The following is a 21,932-nucleotide window of genomic DNA, read 5'->3' as shown; positions in this document are numbered from 1 at the left end:
ATTGGAGCGGAAGACGGGATTCGAACCCGCGACCCCAACCTTGGCAAGGTTGTATTCTACCACTGAACTACTTCCGCAAGACATGTATGAGATATTTTATTAAAAGTGCGGGTGAAGGGAGTCGAACCCCCACGCCAAAGGCGCCAGATCCTAAGTCTGGTGCGTCTGCCAATTCCGCCACACCCGCATATTTTTTTAAAATGGTGAGCCATGAAGGACTCGAACCTTCGACCCTCTGATTAAAAGTCAGATGCTCTACCAACTGAGCTAATGGCTCTTAATGGCTGGGCTAGCTGGATTCGAACCAGCGCATGACGGAGTCAAAGTCCGTTGCCTTACCGCTTGGCTATAGCCCATTAATTAAGAAATGGTGGAGGGGGGCAGATTCGAACTGCCGAACCCGAAGGAGCGGATTTACAGTCCGCCGCGTTTAGCCACTTCGCTACCCCTCCGACATTATATGGTGGAGGATGACGGGATCGAACCGCCGACCCCCTGCTTGTAAGGCAGGTGCTCTCCCAGCTGAGCTAATCCTCCATTTGCCTGGCAACGTCCTACTCTCACAGGGGCAAGGCCCCAACTACCATCGGCGCTAGAGAGCTTAACTTCCGTGTTCGGTATGGGAACGGGTGTGACCTCTCTGCCATCATTACCAGACTTTTATTATTATACACATTCTTTTCAGAATGTCAAAAGGAATTTTAAATATATATTCCTTCAAAACTAGATAACATTTGCTTCATATTATATGGTTAAGTCCTCGATCTATTAGTATTCGTCAGCTCCACATGTCACCATGCTTCCACCTCGAACCTATCAACCTGATCATCTTTCAGGGATCTTACTAGCTTACGCTATGGGAAATCTCATCTTGAGGGGGGCTTCATGCTTAGATGCTTTCAGCACTTATCCCTTCCGCACATAGCTACCCAGCTATGCCCTTGGCAGAACAACTGGTACACCAGCGGTGCGTCCATCCCGGTCCTCTCGTACTAAGGACAGCTCCTCTCAAATTTCCTACGCCCACGACGGATAGGGACCGAACTGTCTCACGACGTTCTGAACCCAGCTCGCGTACCGCTTTAATGGGCGAACAGCCCAACCCTTGGGACCGACTACAGCCCCAGGATGCGATGAGCCGACATCGAGGTGCCAAACCTCCCCGTCGATGTGGACTCTTGGGGGAGATAAGCCTGTTATCCCCGGGGTAGCTTTTATCCGTTGAGCGATGGCCCTTCCATGCGGAACCACCGGATCACTAAGCCCGACTTTCGTCCCTGCTCGACTTGTAGGTCTCGCAGTCAAGCTCCCTTATGCCTTTGCACTCTACGAATGATTTCCAACCATTCTGAGGGAACCTTTGGGCGCCTCCGTTACACTTTAGGAGGCGACCGCCCCAGTCAAACTGCCCACCTGACACTGTCTCCCGGGTCGATAAGACCCGTAGGTTAGAATTTCAATACAGCCAGGGCGGTATCCCACCAGCGCCTCCACCGAAGCTAGCGCTCCGGCTTCAAAGGCTCCCGCCTATCCTGTACAAGCTGTACCAAAATTCAATATCAGGCTACAGTAAAGCTCCACGGGGTCTTTCCGTCCTGTCGCGGGTAACCTGCATCTTCACAGGTACTATAATTTCACCGAGTCTCTGGTTGAGACAGTGCCCAAATCGTTACACCTTTCGTGCGGGTCGGAACTTACCCGACAAGGAATTTCGCTACCTTAGGACCGTTATAGTTACGGCCGCCGTTTACTGGGGCTTCAGTTCAGAGCTTCGCTTGCGCTAACCCCTCTCCTTAACCTTCCAGCACCGGGCAGGTGTCAGCCCCTATACTTCGCCTTACGGCTTCGCAGAGACCTGTGTTTTTGCTAAACAGTCGCTTGGGCCTATTCACTGCGGCTTTCCGTTAAGAAAGCACCCCTTCTCCCGAAGTTACGGGGTCATTTTGCCGAGTTCCTTAACCAGAGTTCTCTCGCTCACCTTAGGATTCTCTCCTCGCCTACCTGTGTCGGTTTGCGGTACAGGCACCTTTTATCTCGCTAGAAGCTTTTCTTGGCAGCGGGGAATCAAAGACTTCGCTCCATAAGGAGCTTCCCCATCACAGCTCAGCCTTCACGATAAGCGGATTTGCCTACTTATCAGCCTAACTGCTTGGACGTGCACAACCAATCGCACGCTTCTTCTATCCTTCTGCGTCCCTCCATTGCTCAAACGATAAAGAGGTGGTACAGGAATATCAACCTGTTGTCCATCGCCTACGCCTGTCGGCCTCGGCTTAGGTCCTGACTAACCCTGAGCGGACGAGCCTTCCTCAGGAAACCTTAGGCATTCGGTGGACGGGATTCTCACCCGTCTTTCGCTACTCATACCGGCATTCTCACTTCTAAGCACTCCACCAGTCCTTCCGGTCTGACTTCACTGTCCTTAGAACGCTCCCCTACCACTGATACGTAAGTATCAATCCGCAGCTTCGGTGGTGTATTTAGCCCCGGTACATTTTCGGCGCAGAGTCACTCGACTAGTGAGCTATTACGCACTCTTTAAATGGTGGCTGCTTCTAAGCCAACATCCTAGTTGTCTAAGCAACTCCACATCCTTTTCCACTTAATACACACTTTGGGACCTTAGCTGGCGGTCTGGGCTGTTTCCCTTTTGACTACGGATCTTATCACTCGCAGTCTGACTCCCAAGGATAAGTCATTGGCATTCGGAGTTTGACTGAATTCGGTAATCCGATGAGGACCCCTAGTCCAATCAGTGCTCTACCTCCAAGACTCTAACACTTGAGGCTAGCCCTAAAGCTATTTCGGGGAGAACCAGCTATCTCCAGGTTCGATTGGAATTTCTCCGCTACCCACACCTCATCCCCGCACTTTTCAACGTGCGTGGGTTCGGGCCTCCATTCAGTGTTACCTGAACTTCACCCTGGACATGGGTAGATCACCTGGTTTCGGGTCTACGACCACGTACTAAACGCCCTATTCAGACTCGCTTTCGCTACGGCTCCGCCTCTTCAGCTTAACCTCGCACGGGATCGTAACTCGCCGGTTCATTCTACAAAAGGCACGCCATCACCCGTTAACGGGCTCTGACTATTTGTAGGCACACGGTTTCAGGATCTCTTTCACTCCCCTTCCGGGGTGCTTTTCACCTTTCCCTCACGGTACTGGTTCACTATCGATCACTAGGGAGTATTTAGCCTTGGGAGATGGTCCTCCCGGATTCCGACGGAATTTCACGTGTTCCGCCGTACTCAGGATACATTCAAGAGAGAACGAAGTTTCGACTACGGGGTTGTTACCCTCTGTGACGAGCCTTTCCAGACTGCTTCGTCTACCTCGTTCCTTTGTAACTCCGTATAGAATGTCCTACAACCCCAAGAGGCAAGCCTCTTGGTTTGGGCTAGATTCCGTTTCGCTCGCCGCTACTCAGGAAATCGCATTTGCTTTCTCTTCCTCCAGGTACTTAGATGTTTCAGTTCCCTGGGTCTGTCTTCCTTACCCTATGTATTCAGATAAGGATACCATACCATTACGTATGGTGGGTTTCCCCATTCGGAAATCTTCGGATCAAAGCTTACTTACAGCTCCCCGAAGCATATCGGCGTTAGTCCCGTCCTTCATCGACTCCTAGTGTCAAGGCATCCACCGTGCGCCCTTTCTAACTTAACCAAACTAAAATTAAAAAATATGAGCTACACTGTTATCTAGTTTTCAAAGAACATACATTTATTTCTGAGAGATAGTTCTCTCAAAACTGAACAAAACGAAACACGGAAACTTATATTGATGAACAGCGTTCATCAATTCTCCATAGAAAGGAGGTGATCCAGCCGCACCTTCCGATACGGCTACCTTGTTACGACTTCACCCCAATCATCTGTCCCACCTTAGGCGGCTGGCTCCAAAAGGTTACCCCACCGACTTCGGGTGTTACAAACTCTCGTGGTGTGACGGGCGGTGTGTACAAGGCCCGGGAACGTATTCACCGCGGCATGCTGATCCGCGATTACTAGCGATTCCAGCTTCATGTAGGCGAGTTGCAGCCTACAATCCGAACTGAGAACGGTTTTATGAGATTAGCTCCACCTCGCGGTCTTGCAGCTCTTTGTACCGTCCATTGTAGCACGTGTGTAGCCCAGGTCATAAGGGGCATGATGATTTGACGTCATCCCCACCTTCCTCCGGTTTGTCACCGGCAGTCACCTTAGAGTGCCCAACTTAATGATGGCAACTAAGATCAAGGGTTGCGCTCGTTGCGGGACTTAACCCAACATCTCACGACACGAGCTGACGACAACCATGCACCACCTGTCACTCTGCCCCCGAAGGGGAAGCCCTATCTCTAGGGTTGTCAGAGGATGTCAAGACCTGGTAAGGTTCTTCGCGTTGCTTCGAATTAAACCACATGCTCCACCGCTTGTGCGGGCCCCCGTCAATTCCTTTGAGTTTCAGCCTTGCGGCCGTACTCCCCAGGCGGAGTGCTTAATGCGTTAACTTCAGCACTAAAGGGCGGAAACCCTCTAACACTTAGCACTCATCGTTTACGGCGTGGACTACCAGGGTATCTAATCCTGTTTGCTCCCCACGCTTTCGCGCCTCAGTGTCAGTTACAGACCAGAAAGTCGCCTTCGCCACTGGTGTTCCTCCATATCTCTACGCATTTCACCGCTACACATGGAATTCCACTTTCCTCTTCTGCACTCAAGTCTCCCAGTTTCCAATGACCCTCCACGGTTGAGCCGTGGGCTTTCACATCAGACTTAAGAAACCACCTGCGCGCGCTTTACGCCCAATAATTCCGGATAACGCTTGCCACCTACGTATTACCGCGGCTGCTGGCACGTAGTTAGCCGTGGCTTTCTGGTTAGGTACCGTCAAGGTGCCAGCTTATTCAACTAGCACTTGTTCTTCCCTAACAACAGAGTTTTACGACCCGAAAGCCTTCATCACTCACGCGGCGTTGCTCCGTCAGACTTTCGTCCATTGCGGAAGATTCCCTACTGCTGCCTCCCGTAGGAGTCTGGGCCGTGTCTCAGTCCCAGTGTGGCCGATCACCCTCTCAGGTCGGCTACGCATCGTTGCCTTGGTGAGCCGTTACCTCACCAACTAGCTAATGCGACGCGGGTCCATCCATAAGTGACAGCCGAAGCCGCCTTTCAATTTCGCGCCATGCAGCGCAAAATGTTATCCGGTATTAGCCCCGGTTTCCCGGAGTTATCCCAGTCTTATGGGCAGGTTACCCACGTGTTACTCACCCGTCCGCCGCTAACTTCATAAGAGCAAGCTCTTAATCGGTTCGCTCGACTTGCATGTATTAGGCACGCCGCCAGCGTTCATCCTGAGCCAGGATCAAACTCTCCAATAAAGTTAGTTTGTCTAGCATCTAAAATAAAAATTGACGTTTCACGTTGTTTGTTTCGTTCAGTTTTCAAAGAACTTGTCCATCGCCGATTGGCGACTTCCTTATGTTAGCATCTTCGTTTTTCGATGTCAACTAAGTTTTTTAATTTCTTTTTTCGCTTTCTGCGTGTCCCGCATCAGCGACGCTTATTAATATACCACCCTAACTTTTAAATCACAAGTGTTTTTTTAAAAAAATATAAAAAAGTTTATTACCTAACAAAAGTCCCCTTATTTCATATTTACTGGATCAGCATTCTATTTATCAAAAAACCTCATTTCATTTACAGATAAATATTTCTGCATACCGAATGTTTATAAATTGAAACTTTAGTCCGTATAGAATACATTTCTTCACTAATCTTCATTTTACAAGCTATTAATCTCCCCGCTGGCCTATCTTCCCTACTCTTACTGAACTTTGGGATAAAAATATGATTGAACTGCAAATAGTGATTAACTCGTTATCTCTCATTTATCTTTCCATCCATCACCCTCTAACCCTTATTACAAGATAACCATTACATCATAATTTTCTTATTTAAGAATAAATTTAGAATTTTTTTACATTTAATTAATGAAAAAAATCCAGATTTTGTTATATAGTAACAAAGTAGGCTAAAAAACAACTTAAACGGAGGAATTACTTTTATGGAGAGGTTAACAAAATTCTCATTAAAAAACCGAGCCGCTATCATCATCATGGTTTTACTCATTTCTGTACTCGGCGTTTATTCTGGTTCGAAATTACCAATGGAATTTCTACCTAGTGTCGACAACCCCGCAATAACTGTCACTACAATGTCGCAAGGATTAGATGCTGAAACATTGACAAAAGAAGTAACTGAACCGCTCGAGAAAAAGTTTCGAAATTTGGACCACGTCGATACAATCACTTCTTCTACTTATGAAGGTTTATCTCGTATCGATATCACGTATACATCTAAAGCTAATATGAAAGATGCCACGCGCGAGGTCGAGAAAATTACCAACAACGTAAATTTCCCAAAGGAGATTACAAAACCCGTCGTCAGCCAACTTAATACCTCTATGATTCCACTTGCACAAATTACCGTTCAAAAACAGAATGGTTTTACAAAAGCAGACGAAAAACAGATTGAAGAAGAGATCATTCCGCAACTTGAAAATATCGACGGCGTCGCTAACGTCATGTATTACGGTAAATCAACATCCGAGTTATCTATCATATTAGATCCAAATGAAATGAAAAATAAAAACGTAACACCACAGCAGGTATTAGCCGCTTTACAAGGAAAAGAAGCTTCCACTCCAGTTGGTCAAGTTACTGTCAATAACGAAGACCACAGCCTCCGCGTCATTGGTAATGTCAAAAATGTAGATGAAATAAAAAACATGTCACTTACACCTCAAATCAAATTACAAGATATAGCTCAAGTAGAAATAAAACAACATTTTGATACCGTTACACATGTAAATGGCGATGAAGGAACTGGATTAGTTATAATGAAAGAACCTAGCAAAAATGCAGTTGCAATCGGAAAAGAAATCGATAAAAAAATAAAAACTATAAACAAAGAATATAACGATACTTATAAAATTAAATTAATATCCTCTACTCACGAACAAGTTGAAAATGCAGTTGTGAGCATGGGGAAAGAAGTCATTTTAGGAGCCATTGCTGCGACATTTATTATTTTAATCTTTTTACGCAGCGTTCGAACAACCCTTATCGCTGTCGTTAGTATTCCGTTATCTATTTTACTAACACTATTTTTACTTGATCAATCTCATGTTACATTAAACATTTTAACTCTCGGGGGCTTAGCGGTAGCGGTTGGTCGACTTGTTGACGATAGTATTGTTGTCATTGAAAATATCTTTCGGCGCTTACAAAAGGAACATTTTTCAAAAGACATCATTTTAGACGCCACAAAAGAGGTAGCCGTCGCAATTACCTCCTCTACTTTAACAACAGTCGCTGTCTTTTTACCTATCGGTCTTGTGTCAGGTACAATCGGTAAGCTAATGTTACCTATGGTATTAGCCGTTGTATACTCTATACTTTCTTCACTAGTGGTGGCCTTAACCGTTGTTCCACTTATGGCATTTTTATTGCTGAAAAAAACAAGGCAGCGTACACCGAAACCTTCAAGAAAGTATACAGCTACGTTAAAATGGGCACTTTCGCATAAGTTTATTATTTTATTCTCTTCTTTCCTATTATTTGCGGGATCAATTGCTGCCTATGTATTACTACCAAAAGCAAATATAAAATCAGAAGATGACACGATGCTTTCAATTCAGATGACATTCCCAGCAAGTTACGAATTTGAATCTAGAAAGCAAACAGCCTTTGATTTTGAAAAAAAATTACTTTCTAACAGCAATGTAAAAGATGTTATTTTACGAATGGGTTCCAGTGCTGAAGATGCACAGTTTGGATTTTCAACTAAAAATAACCTTGCATCTATTGCTGTAGTCTTCAAAAAAGGAACAGATATCGATCAATATATCAAAGAACTAAAAAAAGGGCAGGCAGACTTTAAACCAGCCGAATTCGATTATACAAAGGCAAGCTATTCTGGTTCTGGCGGTGGAAACAGCTTGCAATTTAACGTGACAGCAAACAATGAAACAAATTTAAAAAAAGCTGCTGATGTCGTTGAAACAAAACTTAAAAGTATAGACAGCCTTTCTAAAGTAAAAACAAATCTAGAAGAGTCAAAGAAAGAATGGCAAATCGATATTGATCAAAAGAAAGCTGAACAAGTTGGATTAACACCAGAAACAGCCGGACAACAAGTTGCATTCCTTATGAAAAAATCACCAATTGGGCAACTGACAATTAATGAAGAGAAAACGACCATTATGCTCGAACATAAACAAAAAAAGATAAGTAACAAGGAAGATATTCTTAACACAAATATTATGTCACCTATAGCAGGACCAATTCCTTTAAAAGATATTGCAACCATTTCAGAAAAACGATTGCAAACAGAGATTTTCCATAAAGACGGGAAAGAAACCATTCAAATAACTGCCGAAGCAACAAATGAAGATTTAAGCAAAGTGAATACTGAAGTGAACAAAGCTATTTCAGAATTAGACCTACCAAACGGTGCGAAAGTTAAAATTGCTGGTGCAACCGAAGCAATGCAAGAGGACTTTACAAATTTATTCAAAATCATGGGTATCGCAATCGGCATTGTTTATTTAATTATGGTCATTACTTTCGGGCAAGCACGCGCTCCATTTGCGATTTTATTCTCTTTACCACTAGCTGCTGTTGGCGGTATTTTAGGATTAATCATTTCAAGAACACCAGTCGATTTAAACGCACTAATCGGTGCATTAATGTTAATCGGGATTGTAGTTACAAATGCCATCGTACTAATAGAACGCGTTCAACAAAATAAAGAACAAGGTATGACAACGCGGGAAGCTTTACTAGAAGCAGGCTCTACAAGGCTACGACCAATTATTATGACAGCCATTACAACAATAGTAGCGATGTTACCATTATTATTCAGCCAATCACAAGCCGGCAGTATGGTATCAAAAAGTTTAGCGGTTGTTGTAATCGGCGGTTTAGCAGTTTCAACTGTACTCACATTAGTCGTCGTCCCTGTTATGTATGAACTGTTAGATAAATTCGGTAAAAAACGAAGCTCACGCAGAAAAGTAGAACCTTCTATAGAGACACCAAAAGCTTAATAAGAAAAAACGTTATCTTCCGTTTTGAAGATAACGTTTTTTCTTTCTACTATAAATATAATTTCATAATCAATCATTCATATAGGTCATCACTTTATTTATATAATCTTCTAACGGTTGTCCAGAATCTACAATAATATATGTAAAATCAGATGGCCGTTTACTACCATCTAGCCATTTTTCAAACGCTTCTTCAGATTCCACTTTCCTAATTTGACTTATCATTCGTTTTCGCTTCTTTAATCTATTATTAATTTCTTCTATATCATCAAGGTAGCACTCAACATATTTATACTTCACATTATACTTCTTAGACAACTTTATTCCCTTTTCTAACATTTCTGTATAGAGACACGGGCTATCCAGTATTACACTATGCCCCTGGGATAAATGAAAATCTATTAATGCCCATTCGATCTCGTACGAAATTCCACCAGCGGCCGTTGTTTCAATCTGACGAGTTTCCAGCGACTCTAGTAAGGCCGTTTTTACAATGTCATGATCAATCACAATTGCCCCTGTATTTTTCGCTATACATTTAGAAAGTGTCGATTTTCCCGAGCCCGGAAAACCTGACATTTGAAGAAAAAACATAAAAAAGCACACCTTCCTTATATTATTTTCTATCCCACAGTTCATTCGTATATTTACATATACATCATTTTATCATAGGAATTATCCTCTATCCTCTCCACAAAACAGAACGAAACAAAAACTCCCTGCCTATTTAAGCAGAGAGTCCTTTATTAATATAGGGTACAAGCATTTAAGCTGCTTTTGCTTTTGTTACTTTACGAGATTTCTTCGCTCCCGTAAAACGTTTATGAAGTACAGATGCAGTAAAACGAGCAATAATATTAAACAGTAATACCATAATAATTAAGACTGCTGCTGATTTTGTCGCAATTAACTTCGCATCTGGAATAATCCCTTCAGAGTTTAATTTCCAAATATGAACTGCTAATGTTTCAGCTGGGCGAAATGGATTCAACGGATGTGCAGGACTTGAAAAATCAGCTGCTGAATTTAGAATTGGCGATGTTAATCCCGCTGTATAAATTAATGCTGCGGCTTCACCAAATATACGTCCTGCAGCTAAAATAATCCCTGTAATAATTTGTGGTAATGATGTCGGAATAATAATCCGTACAATCGTTTGCCACTTTGTTGCACCAAGCCCAAGACTCGCTTCTTTTACATTAGACGGAACTTCCGTAATCGCATTTTCACAAACACGCGTTAGGCCCGGTAAATTTAAAATCGTTAAAGCAAGTGCTCCTCCCATTACCGTATAACCCCAACCAGTCATTGTAACAAATACTAATAAACCAAATAACCCAACAACAATGGATGGTAGTGATGCCATCGTTTCAATACATAAACGAACAAATCCTAAAAAACGTCCTTGTTTCGCATATTCCGCAAGATAAATCCCCGCTCCTAATCCAAGCGGAATTGAAATAATTAGGGTAATAACAAGCATATAGAAAGAATTGAATAATTGCGGACCAATTCCACCACCTGCTCTTGTATTGCTTGGTTCTCCGAACAAGAAACTTGGATCCCAAAATCCCCAGCCCTTTTGTAAAATTTCGTATACTAAGAAAACAAGTAAAGCTACTACAAACGCTGCAACCGCATATAAAATACCCGTCCAAATATTATTTACTTTTCTTGCATTCATCGTTATCGCTCACCTCTTTGACCAATTGCTCGAATTACTAAAATAAATAGGAATGAAATAACAAGTAATATCATTGCCAATGTCCATAAAGCATTATTCCAGGCAGTTCCATTTAACGTATTCGTCATATCCATTGTCAAAATACCTGTCAATGTTGCCGTTGGGCTATATATCCCTTCAGGTAATTTAACTGTATTCCCAATTACCATTTGAACCGCTAACGCTTCACCGAAAGCACGAGCTAATCCTAGAACAACCCCTGTTAAAATACCTTTTTTTGCAGCTGGAACAATCACACGGCTAATCGCTTGCCATTTCGTCGAGCCTAAACCATAAGAGGCCTCTAAGTAATCAAACGGAACCGAACGTATTGCATCAGAAGCAATACTAGCAATAGTAGGCAAAATCATAATACTAAGTACGATAATACCCGCAATCAAACTAAAACCAACACCGCCGAATGAATCACGTAAAAGCGGAACTAAAATCGTAACCCCTAACAAACCGTATACTACTGAAGGAATTCCAACTAATAATTCCAAAACAGGCTTTAATACTTTATTACCAAACTTCGGTGAAATTAAATTCATAAATATCGCAAGTGCAAGTGCGATTGGCGCACTAATAACGACTGCCCCTAACGAAACAAGCGTTGAACCAACAATAAAGATAACAGCACCAAATGATCCCTTATCAGCATTCGGATTCCAATTTGTTGATGTTAGCACCTCAGAAAATGAAATACCACTTTGCGTAAAGGATTGAATTCCTTTTCCGCAAATAAATGCAATAATTGCCAATGTAACAAGGACAATAAATATACCGCAAAATGTAACAAGCGTTCTTCCGATATATTCACTTTTTACATAATTAATTTGTTTTTTCCCCTTCATCACAGGACACAACCCCACTTCATAGATTGAAATGAACAAGGCTGGCCTTGCAGCCAGCCCCGTTGAATGTTTACTTATTCAGTTTAGACATTGGAATATAACCCATATCTTCAACTTGTTTTTCGAAGTCTTTACCTTTTACATAATCGATATAAGCTTTTGTAGCTTCTTTTGCTTCCCCTTTTGTTACCATGTACTCATAAGACCAAAATGGATATTTACCAGAAGAAATGTTTTCAACTTTTGGCTCTGCACCATCAATTTTCACAGTTTGTAATGCACCTTTTTTATCGCCTACCATATAAGACATTGCAAGATAACTAATAGAACCTGGAGTAGAGTTAATAGCTTGTTCTACCGCACCGTTAGAATCTTGTGTTGTACCTGTTCCATCGTTAATCTTCGCGTCTTTCATAACTGTTTTTTCAAATGTAGCACGTGTACCAGAAGATGCCGGACGGTTAATCACGTTAATTTTCTCATCTTTACCGCCTAACTCTTTCCAGTTTGTAACTTTCCCGCTGAAAATATCTTGTACTTGTTTCACAGTTAAGTTGTCGACCTTCACATCTTTATTTACAACAAGTGCAAATGCAATACCTGCCACTTTGTTATCTACTAATTCTTTCGCTTTTTCCGCATCTTTTATTTTATCTGCAGCCGGAACATCAGAGTTACCGATTTGAACCGCACCAGAAGCTACTTGGTTAATCCCTGTTCCACTACCGCCACCTTGAACTTGAATAGAAACGCTTGGATTCTTTTCCATGAATTTTTTACCAGCTTCTTCAGCAAGCGGTTGAAGAGCCGTAGAACCAGCTGCCGCAATTGTACCCGACAATTCTTGTTTTGAATCATTATTACCTTTAGCAGTTCCATTACTATCTGTGCTCTCTGATTTCCCACACCCAACTAAAGCACCCGCAACTACTAATGCCGCTAAAGAAAATTTAATACCTTTTTTCATAACCATGTCTTGTACCCCCATTTGGATTATCGCTTTTTCACATTCACTTACTTCTTTCGAACACAAATTCATTGTAGGACAATAATATTATGTTAGTGTTAAGCAATTTTTAATTTTAAGTAAAGAGAGACAATCCAACTCAAAACCTATATATTTCACCTCTTTTTATTTAAAAAACCAAAAGAATCCACACAAATTAGCTCTGATTGTAAATTTACTTTTAACAATGTAAATTTATCGTAAATAAAATTCTTTTTTTTCACTACCAGTGTTAAAAATACATTTACAAATCCATTCGTTTTTTTAACTTTATTGATGTTACTCCACGTAATTTCAGGAATATTTTTCTGTACAACAAAATAAATTGGAACAATTCTAAAAATAATTGAATATTTTTAAAGTACCAATTGACAACATCATTTCATGTAGTCTACTATATTACTAACAAAAAGTTTCCCTCGGCAAACTTTTTAAACTAACACTAAAAATATAGAGAAGAGGTAACTTTTATGGTATCGGCTAATATCAAACCCCTTTCAAGTTTCCAAACAGGGCAGTTTGTACAAATCGAGAAGATACAATTAGAAGGAACTATGAAACGTCGTTTATTAGATTTAGGCTTTATTCCTGGAGCTACTATTAAAGTATTGCAAAAAAGCCCACTTGGAGATCCAATTGCATATCAAGTAAGCAATACAACCATTGCACTGCGTAACGAAGAAAGTTCCCTTATTTTCGTGAAATCAATAGGAGATGATTTAGAATGAAAAACCATCGCATTGCGCTAGCAGGAAACCCAAATACCGGAAAAAGTACATTGTTTAATACATTAACAGGATTAAAGCAACATACTGGAAACTGGACTGGAAAAACTGTATTAAAGGCAGAAGGTGAATATGAACATAACGAGGGGTTGTATACCCTCATTGATTTACCAGGAACATACTCTCTTTATTCAAATTCTGTAGATGAGGAAGTAGCACGCGATTATATCATTTTTGAAAAACCTGACGTAACTGTCGTTGTTGTGGATGCAACTGCAATGGAAAGAAATTTAAACTTAGCACTGCAAGTTATGGAAATGACAAAAGACGTTGTAGTTTGCATTAACTTAATAGATGAGGCTGAAAAAAAGGGAATTATTATCGATGAAAAAAAATTAGCAAAGTCACTCGGAGTTCCTGTAGTTAAAATTTCCGCTCGAAACAGAATTGGAATTGGTCATTTACTAAATGTAATAGCGAAAGTGGCAAATAAAAAATTAATCCCTACGCCAATTCAAATTACTTATAATGAACAAATTGAAAATATGATTCAGAAATTAGAACCAGAAATCTACAAAGTATTCGGAGATACTTATCCCGCACGCTGGGTGGCACTCCGTATATTAGATGGAGATAAAAATTTTCTAGCAACACTCCAAAAACATCATAAGGAGCCGCTTGTAAGGGAGGTCGTAATAAATGGAATCTCACTCAGCCAGTAAAGCTCTTCCATTAGATTATATTGTTCAGCATGCACAAACCCTTACAAAAGAGGATATACGAGATGATATTGTTGGTGATATTTATCGAACTTCCGCAAGTATATGTAAAGAAGCTGTTCAATACACGAACACCGATAAGTTATACCGTTCAGAGAAGCTAGATAAAATTTTCACTTCTCCTATATTTGGCTTCCCAATCATGCTCGGAATTTTATCTATTATTTTTTATCTTACAATTGCAGGAGCTAATGTGCCGTCTGATATGATTGCTGAATTTTTTGGATGGGCAGAAGGTCATTTAACCACTTGGTTTCAAGCAATGAACGCTCCAGAATGGCTACAAGGTATTTTAATTCTCGGCTTATTCCGTGGTACTGGAGCTGTAATTAGCGTTATGTTACCACCTATGGCTATTTTCTTCCCTATGTTTGCCTTATTAGAAAACTATGGATACTTACCACGTGTCGCTTTTAACATGGATCGTTTATTTAAACGTTCTGGTGCTCACGGAAAACAATCCTTAACAATGGCAATGGGATTTGGTTGTAACGCTGCTGCCATTATGTCAACACGTATTATCGAGTCACCACGTGAGCGTATGTTAGCAATCTTAACAAACAATTTTGTTCCATGTAACGGACGTTGGCCTACATTAATATTAATGGCATCACTATTTATGGCTGCTGGATATACCGGCAGCATGCAAACACTTGTTACAGCTGGTGTTGTAGTCGGAATGGTTGTAATTGGGGTTATTGTAACATTAACAGTATCTTGGGTATTATCAAAAACTGCTTTAAAAGGTGTCCCAACCCACTATACGTTAGAATTACCACCATACCGTAAGCCAAAAATTTGGAATACAATTGTACGTTCCACACTTGATAAATCATTATATGTGTTAAAACGTGCAGTGATTGTAGCTGCACCTGCGGCTGTATTAACTTGGATATTAGCAAATATTTATGTAGGCGACACAAGCCTACTTATGTATTTTGTAAATTTCTTAGATCCATTCGCTAAATTACTCGGCCTTGACGGATTCATTCTAGCTGCATTTATCCTTGGATTACCAGCTAACGAAATTGTCATTCCAATTTTATTAATGTCTTATTTATCAACTGGCGCTTTAACCGAACTAGATGATTTAAACCAAATTAAAAACTTGTTCTTAGAACACGGCTGGACTTGGCTCACTGCGTTAAATACAATGCTGTTCTCTCTTCTTCATTTCCCATGCGGAACAACATTAGTTAACATTTATAAAGAAACAAAAAGTCCAAAATGGACATTTCTATCATTTGCAATCCCTACTGTTATCGCCATTGCAGTTACATTCCTCACAACGCAATTGGTACATTGGTTAGGGCTTGTATAAAGTGAAACTTCCATCAGTAGGAGGATTCTTCCTCCACTGATGGTTGCTTTTCACCAATTAGATTCTTAGATTCCGCTAAAATTGATAGTAACAATACATAAAAGGAAACTTAGACTACAGGTCTCCTTTTTCATCTTCACTTGGACTTTCCCACGGCTGCGCGCCATATTTTTTAATTTTTTTATTCAAAAAGTGAATCGTATATGGAATAATTCCCATTAAAATCGTATTTATAATTGTCAAAGTAGAAGGCATCTTCATATCATTATCATCGCTCCTCTTTCCATTTAAAGATGCTAGATATCAGTAAAAGCCTCTCCATTTCACATTACTGACCACCTTTTGGCATCAAAGAACCTGAATGTTCTACCACCGGATGAACATGAACAACTATGTTACTCTTAGTAAAATAGTTCTCTCCCTTATCCCAGTTTTTCTCTATCTTCTTCCACTCTTTATAATTATGCCGCTTATAATAATCTCCTAATCCAAGAACATCCGTTCCAAAAGATTTCTGCACTTTTTTTATCGTTCCCATCGCTATACTCTCCATCTCTTTGGAGATGGATGTCTTCATTTGCTTGTCACTCCACACCTTTCCATCCCCGCCTAACTGTACCTCTGCTAGTACACCTTCAGGATAAATATCAACTGTAAACTTAGGATGACGTGGTTCTGCGAAAGAAGCATGTATTTTTCGCCTTATTTTGTGAATTTCATACGTGAACGTTTTTTTCTCTTGTTGAATAGTTACAAAACCACTCGCTTTCTTTCCAATTATATAATTTAATCCTTGCGTATTTTTCCCAGTTAAAAGGCCGATCAATTTATTATCCTTCCCTTGAAACATAGCAGCCCCTTCCATTTTCACACCTTGTTTTGTTAATTGTAAAATCGGAAGCACAAAACTTCGCTTAGCAACCATCGTTTCTTGTACATCACCAGTGCGAACCGCTTCTAACATATACGCATTCGCGTCTGCATGATCTGCTAGCAAATCAATATATTTCGCTGGTAAATTTTCCGGTTTAGCACTTTGTTGTAAAATACGATCCGCTCGTTCTTTAGAAACAAAAATCCGAATATTTCTCCTCATTTCATGATCACGAAAAAAGACATCTAACGTTTGTTCTAAAACCATTGGATGTTTTAATAAGTCTTTTGAAAAGACGATAACTTGAATATGCGGAAAAAATAAAGAGCGACTAATTTTTTTAGATATCTCTCGGATTTGTGCGAATACACTATCAGCAGTTGCACTAATATTAATATAATTAGTTCCCCCTTGACTTTTACCCCCGCCCTGTTGAGCAAACGACCTCGGCAAGACAAGTTGATAGGTTCCTTTCATACGAGGTGGTTTCTTTGATTCACTTTCTTCTTTCGCAACATCAAAAGCTACTCCTACAACAAAACCTCGCTCTTCAATTTCCTTTCGCTCTGAACAACCACTCATACATATAAACAAGGCAATACAGTAAATACACTTATGAAGATGATTCACTATTTTTGCCCCCCTTTATTTTATAGATAATGAAAACGAGCAGAGGAACAATGATAACGCATGCCATATCAACCCAAGCTAAGTAGGTACCATACCGAGTTACTTTCGTAACATTTTCCGGAAGCATATTCAACAAATAAATAATCGGTGCACTTACAAAAATAAATGTTTTCTTTTTAATAGAAGAAAACATCGAACAAAACCCCACTACTGCGATGTCATAATATATAGCAGTCGTATTAAAAATTGTAAGAATCCAAGTCGTAAAGAAAATCGCATCAAAACGTTCTAAAAAACCGCCGCCAATTTCAATCTCCTTTCCTAATTCAATAACAGGGTACGTTAAACTCTTCGTCGTAGAATTAGAAAAGACAATAATACAAGTGAGGTAGATGAGAATATATAGTAAATTAGTAATCATCACTCCCTTTGCGGCAGCCAAAGGCGCTTTATCTTTTTGCTTCACAATTGAAGAATAAAATAAAACTACCTCAAATCCAATGAATGTAAATATCGATTCCTTCATTCCAATAGCATACTGGCTCCATTTTGTTTGAAAAAGCGGCAACAAATTACGAGTATCCATTAAATTTATATTTAATAACGACAAAGCTAAAATGGCACTCACCACAATTGGCAAAAATAATATGCTAAGACGGAGTAAGGCCGCCCTAGAACCACTTACTCCATAAACAACAACAAGCAAGTAGAAAAATGATAAAAGTTCAATAGGCGTTTTACCAAATAAATATGTTTGTGCAATAATTGAAATGGCTCGCGCTTGAAACGCCGTAATTCCAGCGAATGTTAACACTAAAATACCGGTGACACCATAAGCGACTGGCTTCGATAAGTAGGCACTTGTATATTGAAAAAACGTTTGGTTTGGAAATAAATTTGCTATTTTGGTAATTATCCAAGCAAAAAACGCACAAATCAAACCACCAAGGAATAATATGACCCAGCCATCTGTGAAAAGAGTCTGCTCTGCAATCACACGGGGCATCGAAAGTGCTCCCGTACCTATGATGACCGAAGATACTGCAAATGTTATCTCGCGAGATCCAATTTCTTCATCTCCGTATTCAAACGGTTTCAATTTATTCTCTCTCCTTTGAACGTAATGTTTTATCTTGCGTCTGTAAATAATCTGGTCTCGTTTTTAACATTGCCCTCGGTAACAATGCCACTTCTTCTTTCCAATCCTTATAAAAAGCAGGAGCTAACGGCGTAAAATACGGAATTCCAACACTTTTTAAATTCGTAATATGGACTGCTAATGCAATTAACGCCAAAATAATCCCATATAGCCCAAATAGGGTAGCAGCTAAAATAAACGCAAATAACAAGAAACGAAATGTAATTGTTATACTATAAACAGGCAAAGAAAAGGTAGCAATAGCCGTAACGGCAATGATAATAACCATAAAAGGATTGACAATCCCCGCGCTTACCGCCGCTTCACCAATAACAAGTCCTCCTACAATCCCGACAGTTTGTCCAATTTGCTTAGGTAAACGAAGCCCTGCTTCTCTAATTAATTCCATTGTTAATGTCATAATGATAGTTTCAATATAGGCGGGAAACGGTACTCCTTCCCTTGCCCCAGCAATTGAATATGCAAGATTAGATGGAATAAGTCCTTGATGATAGGAAACAAGCGCAACATATACCGCTGGAAGTAAGATTGCCATAAGTCCAGCTGCCATACGAAGTCCTCTTAATAAGGTCCCAATAATCCATCTCTCGTAATGATCTTCTGGCGATTGAAAAATATCCACAATAACCATAGGCGCGATGACAGCAAAAGGCGACCCGTCTACTAAAATAACCACCTTTCCTTTTGCCAAAGAAGCTATCGCTCTATCTGGTCTTTCCGTATTTAAAAATTGCGGGAAAGGAGACAGAGTATTTTCCTCCAATAGGTGCTCAACTTTCCCAGAATCTAATATCACATCCGTTTCAATCGACTGTAAGCGCCGATTCAATTCATTTACGATATAAGGATTGATTATATCTTCAATATAAATTAATGTAACTTCTTTTTGAGAGCGTTTTCCCATAATATAGGATTGAAATCGAAGTTTTGGGTCACGCAAATCACGCCGAATTAGCATTTTATTTGTTGCAATATCCTCAGTGAAACCTATTTTAGGACCCCGAATGATATTTTCTGTAATCGGCGGTTCTAAACTTCGTCTTTCCCATGCTCGGCTATTAATCACTAATGCATGAGGAATTCCATCAATTAAAACAACCGTATCTCCTACTAGAACAGAATTAATAACATCTGAAAATGTCTCTACTGTATTTACTTCACCTATAGAAATAAATCTATCTAATATGGTTTGCATGATTGGGACTTTATTCGGAATCTCTTCTTGTTGTAATGGACGAATAATAAATCGATAAATCAAGTCTTTATCAGTAAGCCCACATAGAAACACAACAGCACATCGAGTAGATGAGCAAGAAAGCGCAAACTCCCGCACCGTTAAATCATTAGGAGACTGCAATGTTTCTCGAATAGAGTTTGTAATTGCAGATAAGCTTGCCTCTAAATTCGTCATCTACCTCACCTAACTTTCCTCTCAAGATGTTACCGTTATATTTCTCCATCTCGGGAAAATGTATGCAATGAAAAAAGCTATCTCCCTTTAGAAAGATAGCTTTTTCATTGCATACAATTCTTACTTCTCTAACGCAGTAGAATTGTATCGTACTTCAACATTTCTAGTTATCATACTAACTCCAAACATGACAATGATGTTTCTGATTAACGCCACAATACCGAAAAATAAAGACAAACTTTGTAAATACTGGTCCGATAACTAAGCAAAAAAAATAGGAATACGTGCTAGTACGTGTATTTTTTATCTCATTCTCCTTTTCTCATACAGTTCAAAACAGACTTCACAAAAACTTCCACCCCAATTGGTAAGGCATCTTCATCAATTGTAAAACGCGGATGATGATGTGGATACACAATGCCTTTTTCTTTATTTCCAGCGCCAATAAAGAAAAACGTACCCGGCGCCTTTTGTAAAAAGGCTGAAAAATCTTCCCCTGCCATCGTAGGTTGCAACCTACTTACTCGTTCTCTTCCATAAAGCTCTAGTGCTGTATTTTCCACAAGTTGTGTAACCCATTCATCATTCACAACCGGACGATAACCATATTCATAAGAATAATGATATGTAGCACCGTACGCTTCTGTAATATGCTTCACAATATTTTCAATCCGCTGGGCGGTTTGTCCTCTTAATTCATGCTTTAAACTTCTTACCGTACCTTCGATTTTCGCCTGCTCAGGAATTACATTATGCGTTGTACCCGCATGAAACTGCGTTACAGATAAAACGAGAGAATCTAACGGATTCGTAAGACGCGATACGATTTGCTGAAGCTGCGTAACGACCTGCGTACCAATGGCAATGCTATCAACTGTTTCATGAGGAATACCTGCATGCCCACCTTTTCCTTCTATTGTAATTTTAAACACATCAGGCGCTGCCATCGCTGGACCATAAATAACCCCAACTTTCCCAACTTCTAAAGAAGCCCAAAGGTGTGCTCCAATAATATAATCAACATCTTCCATTACGCCTGCAGCAACCATCTCCCCAGCCCCACCTGGAAAATTCTCTTCGGCATGTTGAAATAGAAAACGAATTTCACCTTGGATTTTTTCCCTTTGTTCTACGAGCGTATATACAGTGCCCAGAAGCATTGCAATATGACCGTCGTGCCCGCAGGCATGCATCACTCCTGGATTTTTAGAAACAAATTCAAACTGATTTTCTTCTCGTATGGGAAGTGCATCCATATCTGCACGAATTGCAATTGTTTTCCCTGGCCTCTTACCAGTTAATCTTGCCATAATGCTATACTTTGTCGGCCTTGAAATTTCTAGGTGAGGAATTGTTTGAAGTATGTCGTATATGAACTGCGATGTTTTTTCCTCTTGAAAAGATAACTCTGGATATCTGTGAAAATGCCTTCTCCATTCTATTAAATGTTCTTTAAAAAGAACACTTTCTTTTACTTCATCCATCTATCCTCTTCCTTTCTTCACTAAGTTAGCTGTTAGTATAACCCCAATCCAACACAAAAGAAATAATATTCAGAATATTTAATTCGCATAAAAGAAAAAAGCTACCATATTAGATAGCTTTTACTTTTATAAAATAGTAATTGCTTGCTTGCCCATTTGTTCCCATGCTCTTTCAAATTCAGAACGTGATACTTTTTTATTCGGATTATTAGCTAATGGATCATTCATATATACATAATTTTGATCATATCCAACTACCACAACACTATGCTCATAATATGTAATTTTTACATCGCCTTCATTTGTATTCCATGTTTCAAAACTATCCTCAGCTAGCGGTTGAAACGTTGTATTTGCAATGATCCATACTGGTGAACCCGAACTAATGACTTTATATATATCTTCAATTTCTCTTCCAGTTAAATTAATCGTTTTTTCAGGTACATATTTTTCTGCAAGTTTAAAAATTGGCTGATGATAAACACCGTAACCTGGTTCAGATTTCGTATAAATATTCCCTACAAATCCTTCATGAGGATTTCCGCGAAGATTATTTTCTTTAAATGGAACTTTATTGACTTCACTTGCAAGTTGCATCTTATCTACTTGTACACCTTTATACTGCAATAACATTGCTAGACTCGTAACCTCACAACCTCGCTGCAGTTCTGGAAGTTGTTTTATAAATGGAACATTTTCAATCATAGCCGTTTCTTTCATATCAAACAAAAAACTCACGCGTAACTCGTGTACTTTTTGAAGAATTTTATTTTTCCCTACAAAAATAGCAACAACAAGTACAATCGCTACAATACACATATATTTAAATTTCTTTAACATATTCAAAACTCCATTACATCATTATTTTCA

14 protein-coding genes, 6 tRNA genes and 3 rRNA genes are annotated in these 21,932 nt (G+C 39.9%); 4 read left to right on the top strand and 19 right to left on the bottom strand.

The window, feature by feature from the left end; translation table 11 throughout:
* Positions 1-2: 2 nt before the first annotated feature.
* From QRY57_RS05420 to QRY57_RS05380, 9 genes are all read right to left on the bottom strand, one after another.
* A tRNA-Gly gene (locus QRY57_RS05420) sits at positions 3-77 on the bottom strand.
* 29 nt (positions 78-106) lie between these two features.
* A tRNA-Leu gene (locus QRY57_RS05415) sits at positions 107-187 on the bottom strand.
* Positions 188-201: 14 nt separating this feature from the next.
* Positions 202-277, bottom strand: a tRNA-Lys gene (locus tag QRY57_RS05410).
* A gap of 4 nt (positions 278-281) precedes the next feature.
* Positions 282-356 (bottom strand) — tRNA-Gln (locus tag QRY57_RS05405).
* A 12-nt stretch (positions 357-368) separates the two neighbouring features.
* A tRNA-Tyr gene (locus QRY57_RS05400) sits at positions 369-452 on the bottom strand.
* A gap of 9 nt (positions 453-461) precedes the next feature.
* Positions 462-537: transfer RNA gene (locus QRY57_RS05395), tRNA-Val, on the bottom strand.
* 4 nt (positions 538-541) lie between these two features.
* A 5S ribosomal RNA gene (gene rrf / locus QRY57_RS05390) occupies positions 542-657 on the bottom strand.
* A 91-nt stretch (positions 658-748) separates the two neighbouring features.
* Positions 749-3,669: ribosomal RNA gene (locus QRY57_RS05385) — 23S ribosomal RNA — on the bottom strand.
* Positions 3,670-3,814: 145 nt separating this feature from the next.
* A 16S ribosomal RNA gene (locus QRY57_RS05380) occupies positions 3,815-5,365 on the bottom strand.
* Together the 16S, 23S and 5S rRNA genes with 6 tRNA genes alongside form the textbook arrangement of a ribosomal RNA operon.
* Before the next feature lie 686 nt (positions 5,366-6,051).
* On the opposite strand from QRY57_RS05380, the gene QRY57_RS05375 reads away from it, so the two are divergent.
* Positions 6,052-9,096, top strand: coding sequence for an efflux RND transporter permease subunit (locus QRY57_RS05375; protein WP_286016841.1), 3,045 nt, complete (start codon positions 6,052-6,054; stop codon positions 9,094-9,096).
* 69 nt (positions 9,097-9,165) lie between these two features.
* Here QRY57_RS05375 and QRY57_RS05370 read toward each other — a convergent pair whose 3' ends face one another.
* The 4 genes from QRY57_RS05370 to QRY57_RS05355 form a co-directional block, all read right to left on the bottom strand.
* Positions 9,166-9,690: a P-loop nucleotide/nucleoside kinase family protein gene (locus tag QRY57_RS05370; RefSeq protein ID WP_286016840.1), complete on the bottom strand. Its 525-nt coding sequence runs from the start codon at positions 9,688-9,690 to the stop codon at positions 9,166-9,168.
* Positions 9,691-9,862: 172 nt separating this feature from the next.
* Positions 9,863-10,780, bottom strand: a complete 918-nt coding sequence (gene pstA, locus QRY57_RS05365) for a phosphate ABC transporter permease PstA (protein WP_026592978.1) — start codon at positions 10,778-10,780, stop codon at positions 9,863-9,865.
* A gap of 2 nt (positions 10,781-10,782) precedes the next feature.
* Positions 10,783-11,673, bottom strand: coding sequence for a phosphate ABC transporter permease subunit PstC (pstC, locus tag QRY57_RS05360; protein WP_026592977.1), 891 nt, complete (start codon positions 11,671-11,673; stop codon positions 10,783-10,785).
* A 70-nt stretch (positions 11,674-11,743) separates the two neighbouring features.
* A complete protein-coding gene (locus QRY57_RS05355; RefSeq protein ID WP_090694296.1) occupies positions 11,744-12,646 on the bottom strand; it encodes a phosphate ABC transporter substrate-binding protein PstS family protein in 903 nt (300 codons plus the stop codon).
* A gap of 503 nt (positions 12,647-13,149) precedes the next feature.
* On the opposite strand from QRY57_RS05355, the gene QRY57_RS05350 reads away from it, so the two are divergent.
* The 3 genes from QRY57_RS05350 to QRY57_RS05340 are packed head-to-tail and all read left to right on the top strand — an operon-like array spanning position 13,150 to position 15,504.
* Entirely contained in the window at positions 13,150-13,407 is a 258-nt protein-coding gene (locus QRY57_RS05350) for a FeoA family protein (protein WP_286016839.1), read from the top strand.
* Entirely contained in the window at positions 13,404-14,126 is a 723-nt protein-coding gene (locus QRY57_RS05345; RefSeq protein WP_286016838.1) for a FeoB small GTPase domain-containing protein, read from the top strand. Before QRY57_RS05350 ends, QRY57_RS05345 begins: the two co-directional genes overlap by 4 nt.
* Positions 14,104-15,504 carry a nucleoside recognition domain-containing protein gene (locus QRY57_RS05340; RefSeq protein WP_090694286.1) on the top strand — a complete coding sequence of 467 codons (1,401 nt, stop codon included), beginning with the start codon at positions 14,104-14,106 and terminating at the stop codon, positions 15,502-15,504. The genes QRY57_RS05345 and QRY57_RS05340 overlap by 23 nt, the downstream gene beginning before the upstream one ends.
* A 114-nt stretch (positions 15,505-15,618) precedes the next feature.
* On the opposite strand, the gene QRY57_RS05335 is transcribed toward QRY57_RS05340, so the two are convergent.
* From QRY57_RS05335 to QRY57_RS05310, 6 genes are all read right to left on the bottom strand, one after another.
* Positions 15,619-15,765, bottom strand: coding sequence for a hypothetical protein (locus QRY57_RS05335; RefSeq protein WP_155924342.1), 147 nt, complete (start codon positions 15,763-15,765; stop codon positions 15,619-15,621).
* Between the two features lie 67 nt (positions 15,766-15,832).
* Positions 15,833-17,008 carry a Ger(x)C family spore germination protein gene (locus QRY57_RS05330; protein ID WP_286016837.1) on the bottom strand — a complete coding sequence of 392 codons (1,176 nt, stop codon included), beginning with the start codon at positions 17,006-17,008 and terminating at the stop codon, positions 15,833-15,835.
* Positions 16,992-18,107 (bottom strand): GerAB/ArcD/ProY family transporter, encoded by a 1,116-nt coding sequence (locus QRY57_RS05325; protein WP_286016836.1) that lies wholly within the window; start codon positions 18,105-18,107, stop codon positions 16,992-16,994. Before QRY57_RS05325 ends, QRY57_RS05330 begins: the two co-directional genes overlap by 17 nt.
* A gap of 1 nt (position 18,108) precedes the next feature.
* Positions 18,109-19,578, bottom strand: coding sequence for a spore germination protein (locus tag QRY57_RS05320; RefSeq protein WP_286016835.1), 1,470 nt, complete (start codon positions 19,576-19,578; stop codon positions 18,109-18,111).
* Between the two features lie 308 nt (positions 19,579-19,886).
* Positions 19,887-21,062, bottom strand: coding sequence for a M20 family metallopeptidase (locus QRY57_RS05315; protein WP_286016834.1), 1,176 nt, complete (start codon positions 21,060-21,062; stop codon positions 19,887-19,889).
* Between the two features lie 126 nt (positions 21,063-21,188).
* Complete coding sequence (locus QRY57_RS05310) at positions 21,189-21,902, bottom strand: C39 family peptidase (protein WP_286016833.1); 714 nt, start codon at positions 21,900-21,902, stop codon at positions 21,189-21,191.
* Positions 21,903-21,932: the final 30 nt, after the last annotated feature.

Origin of the sequence: Bacillus arachidis (assembly GCF_030285945.1) — a bacterium.
GTDB lineage: Bacteria > Bacillota > Bacilli > Bacillales > Bacillaceae_G > Bacillus_A > Bacillus_A arachidis.
Note: the sequence above shows the minus strand (reverse complement) of the source record. Positions and strands in the feature narration are given on the sequence as shown.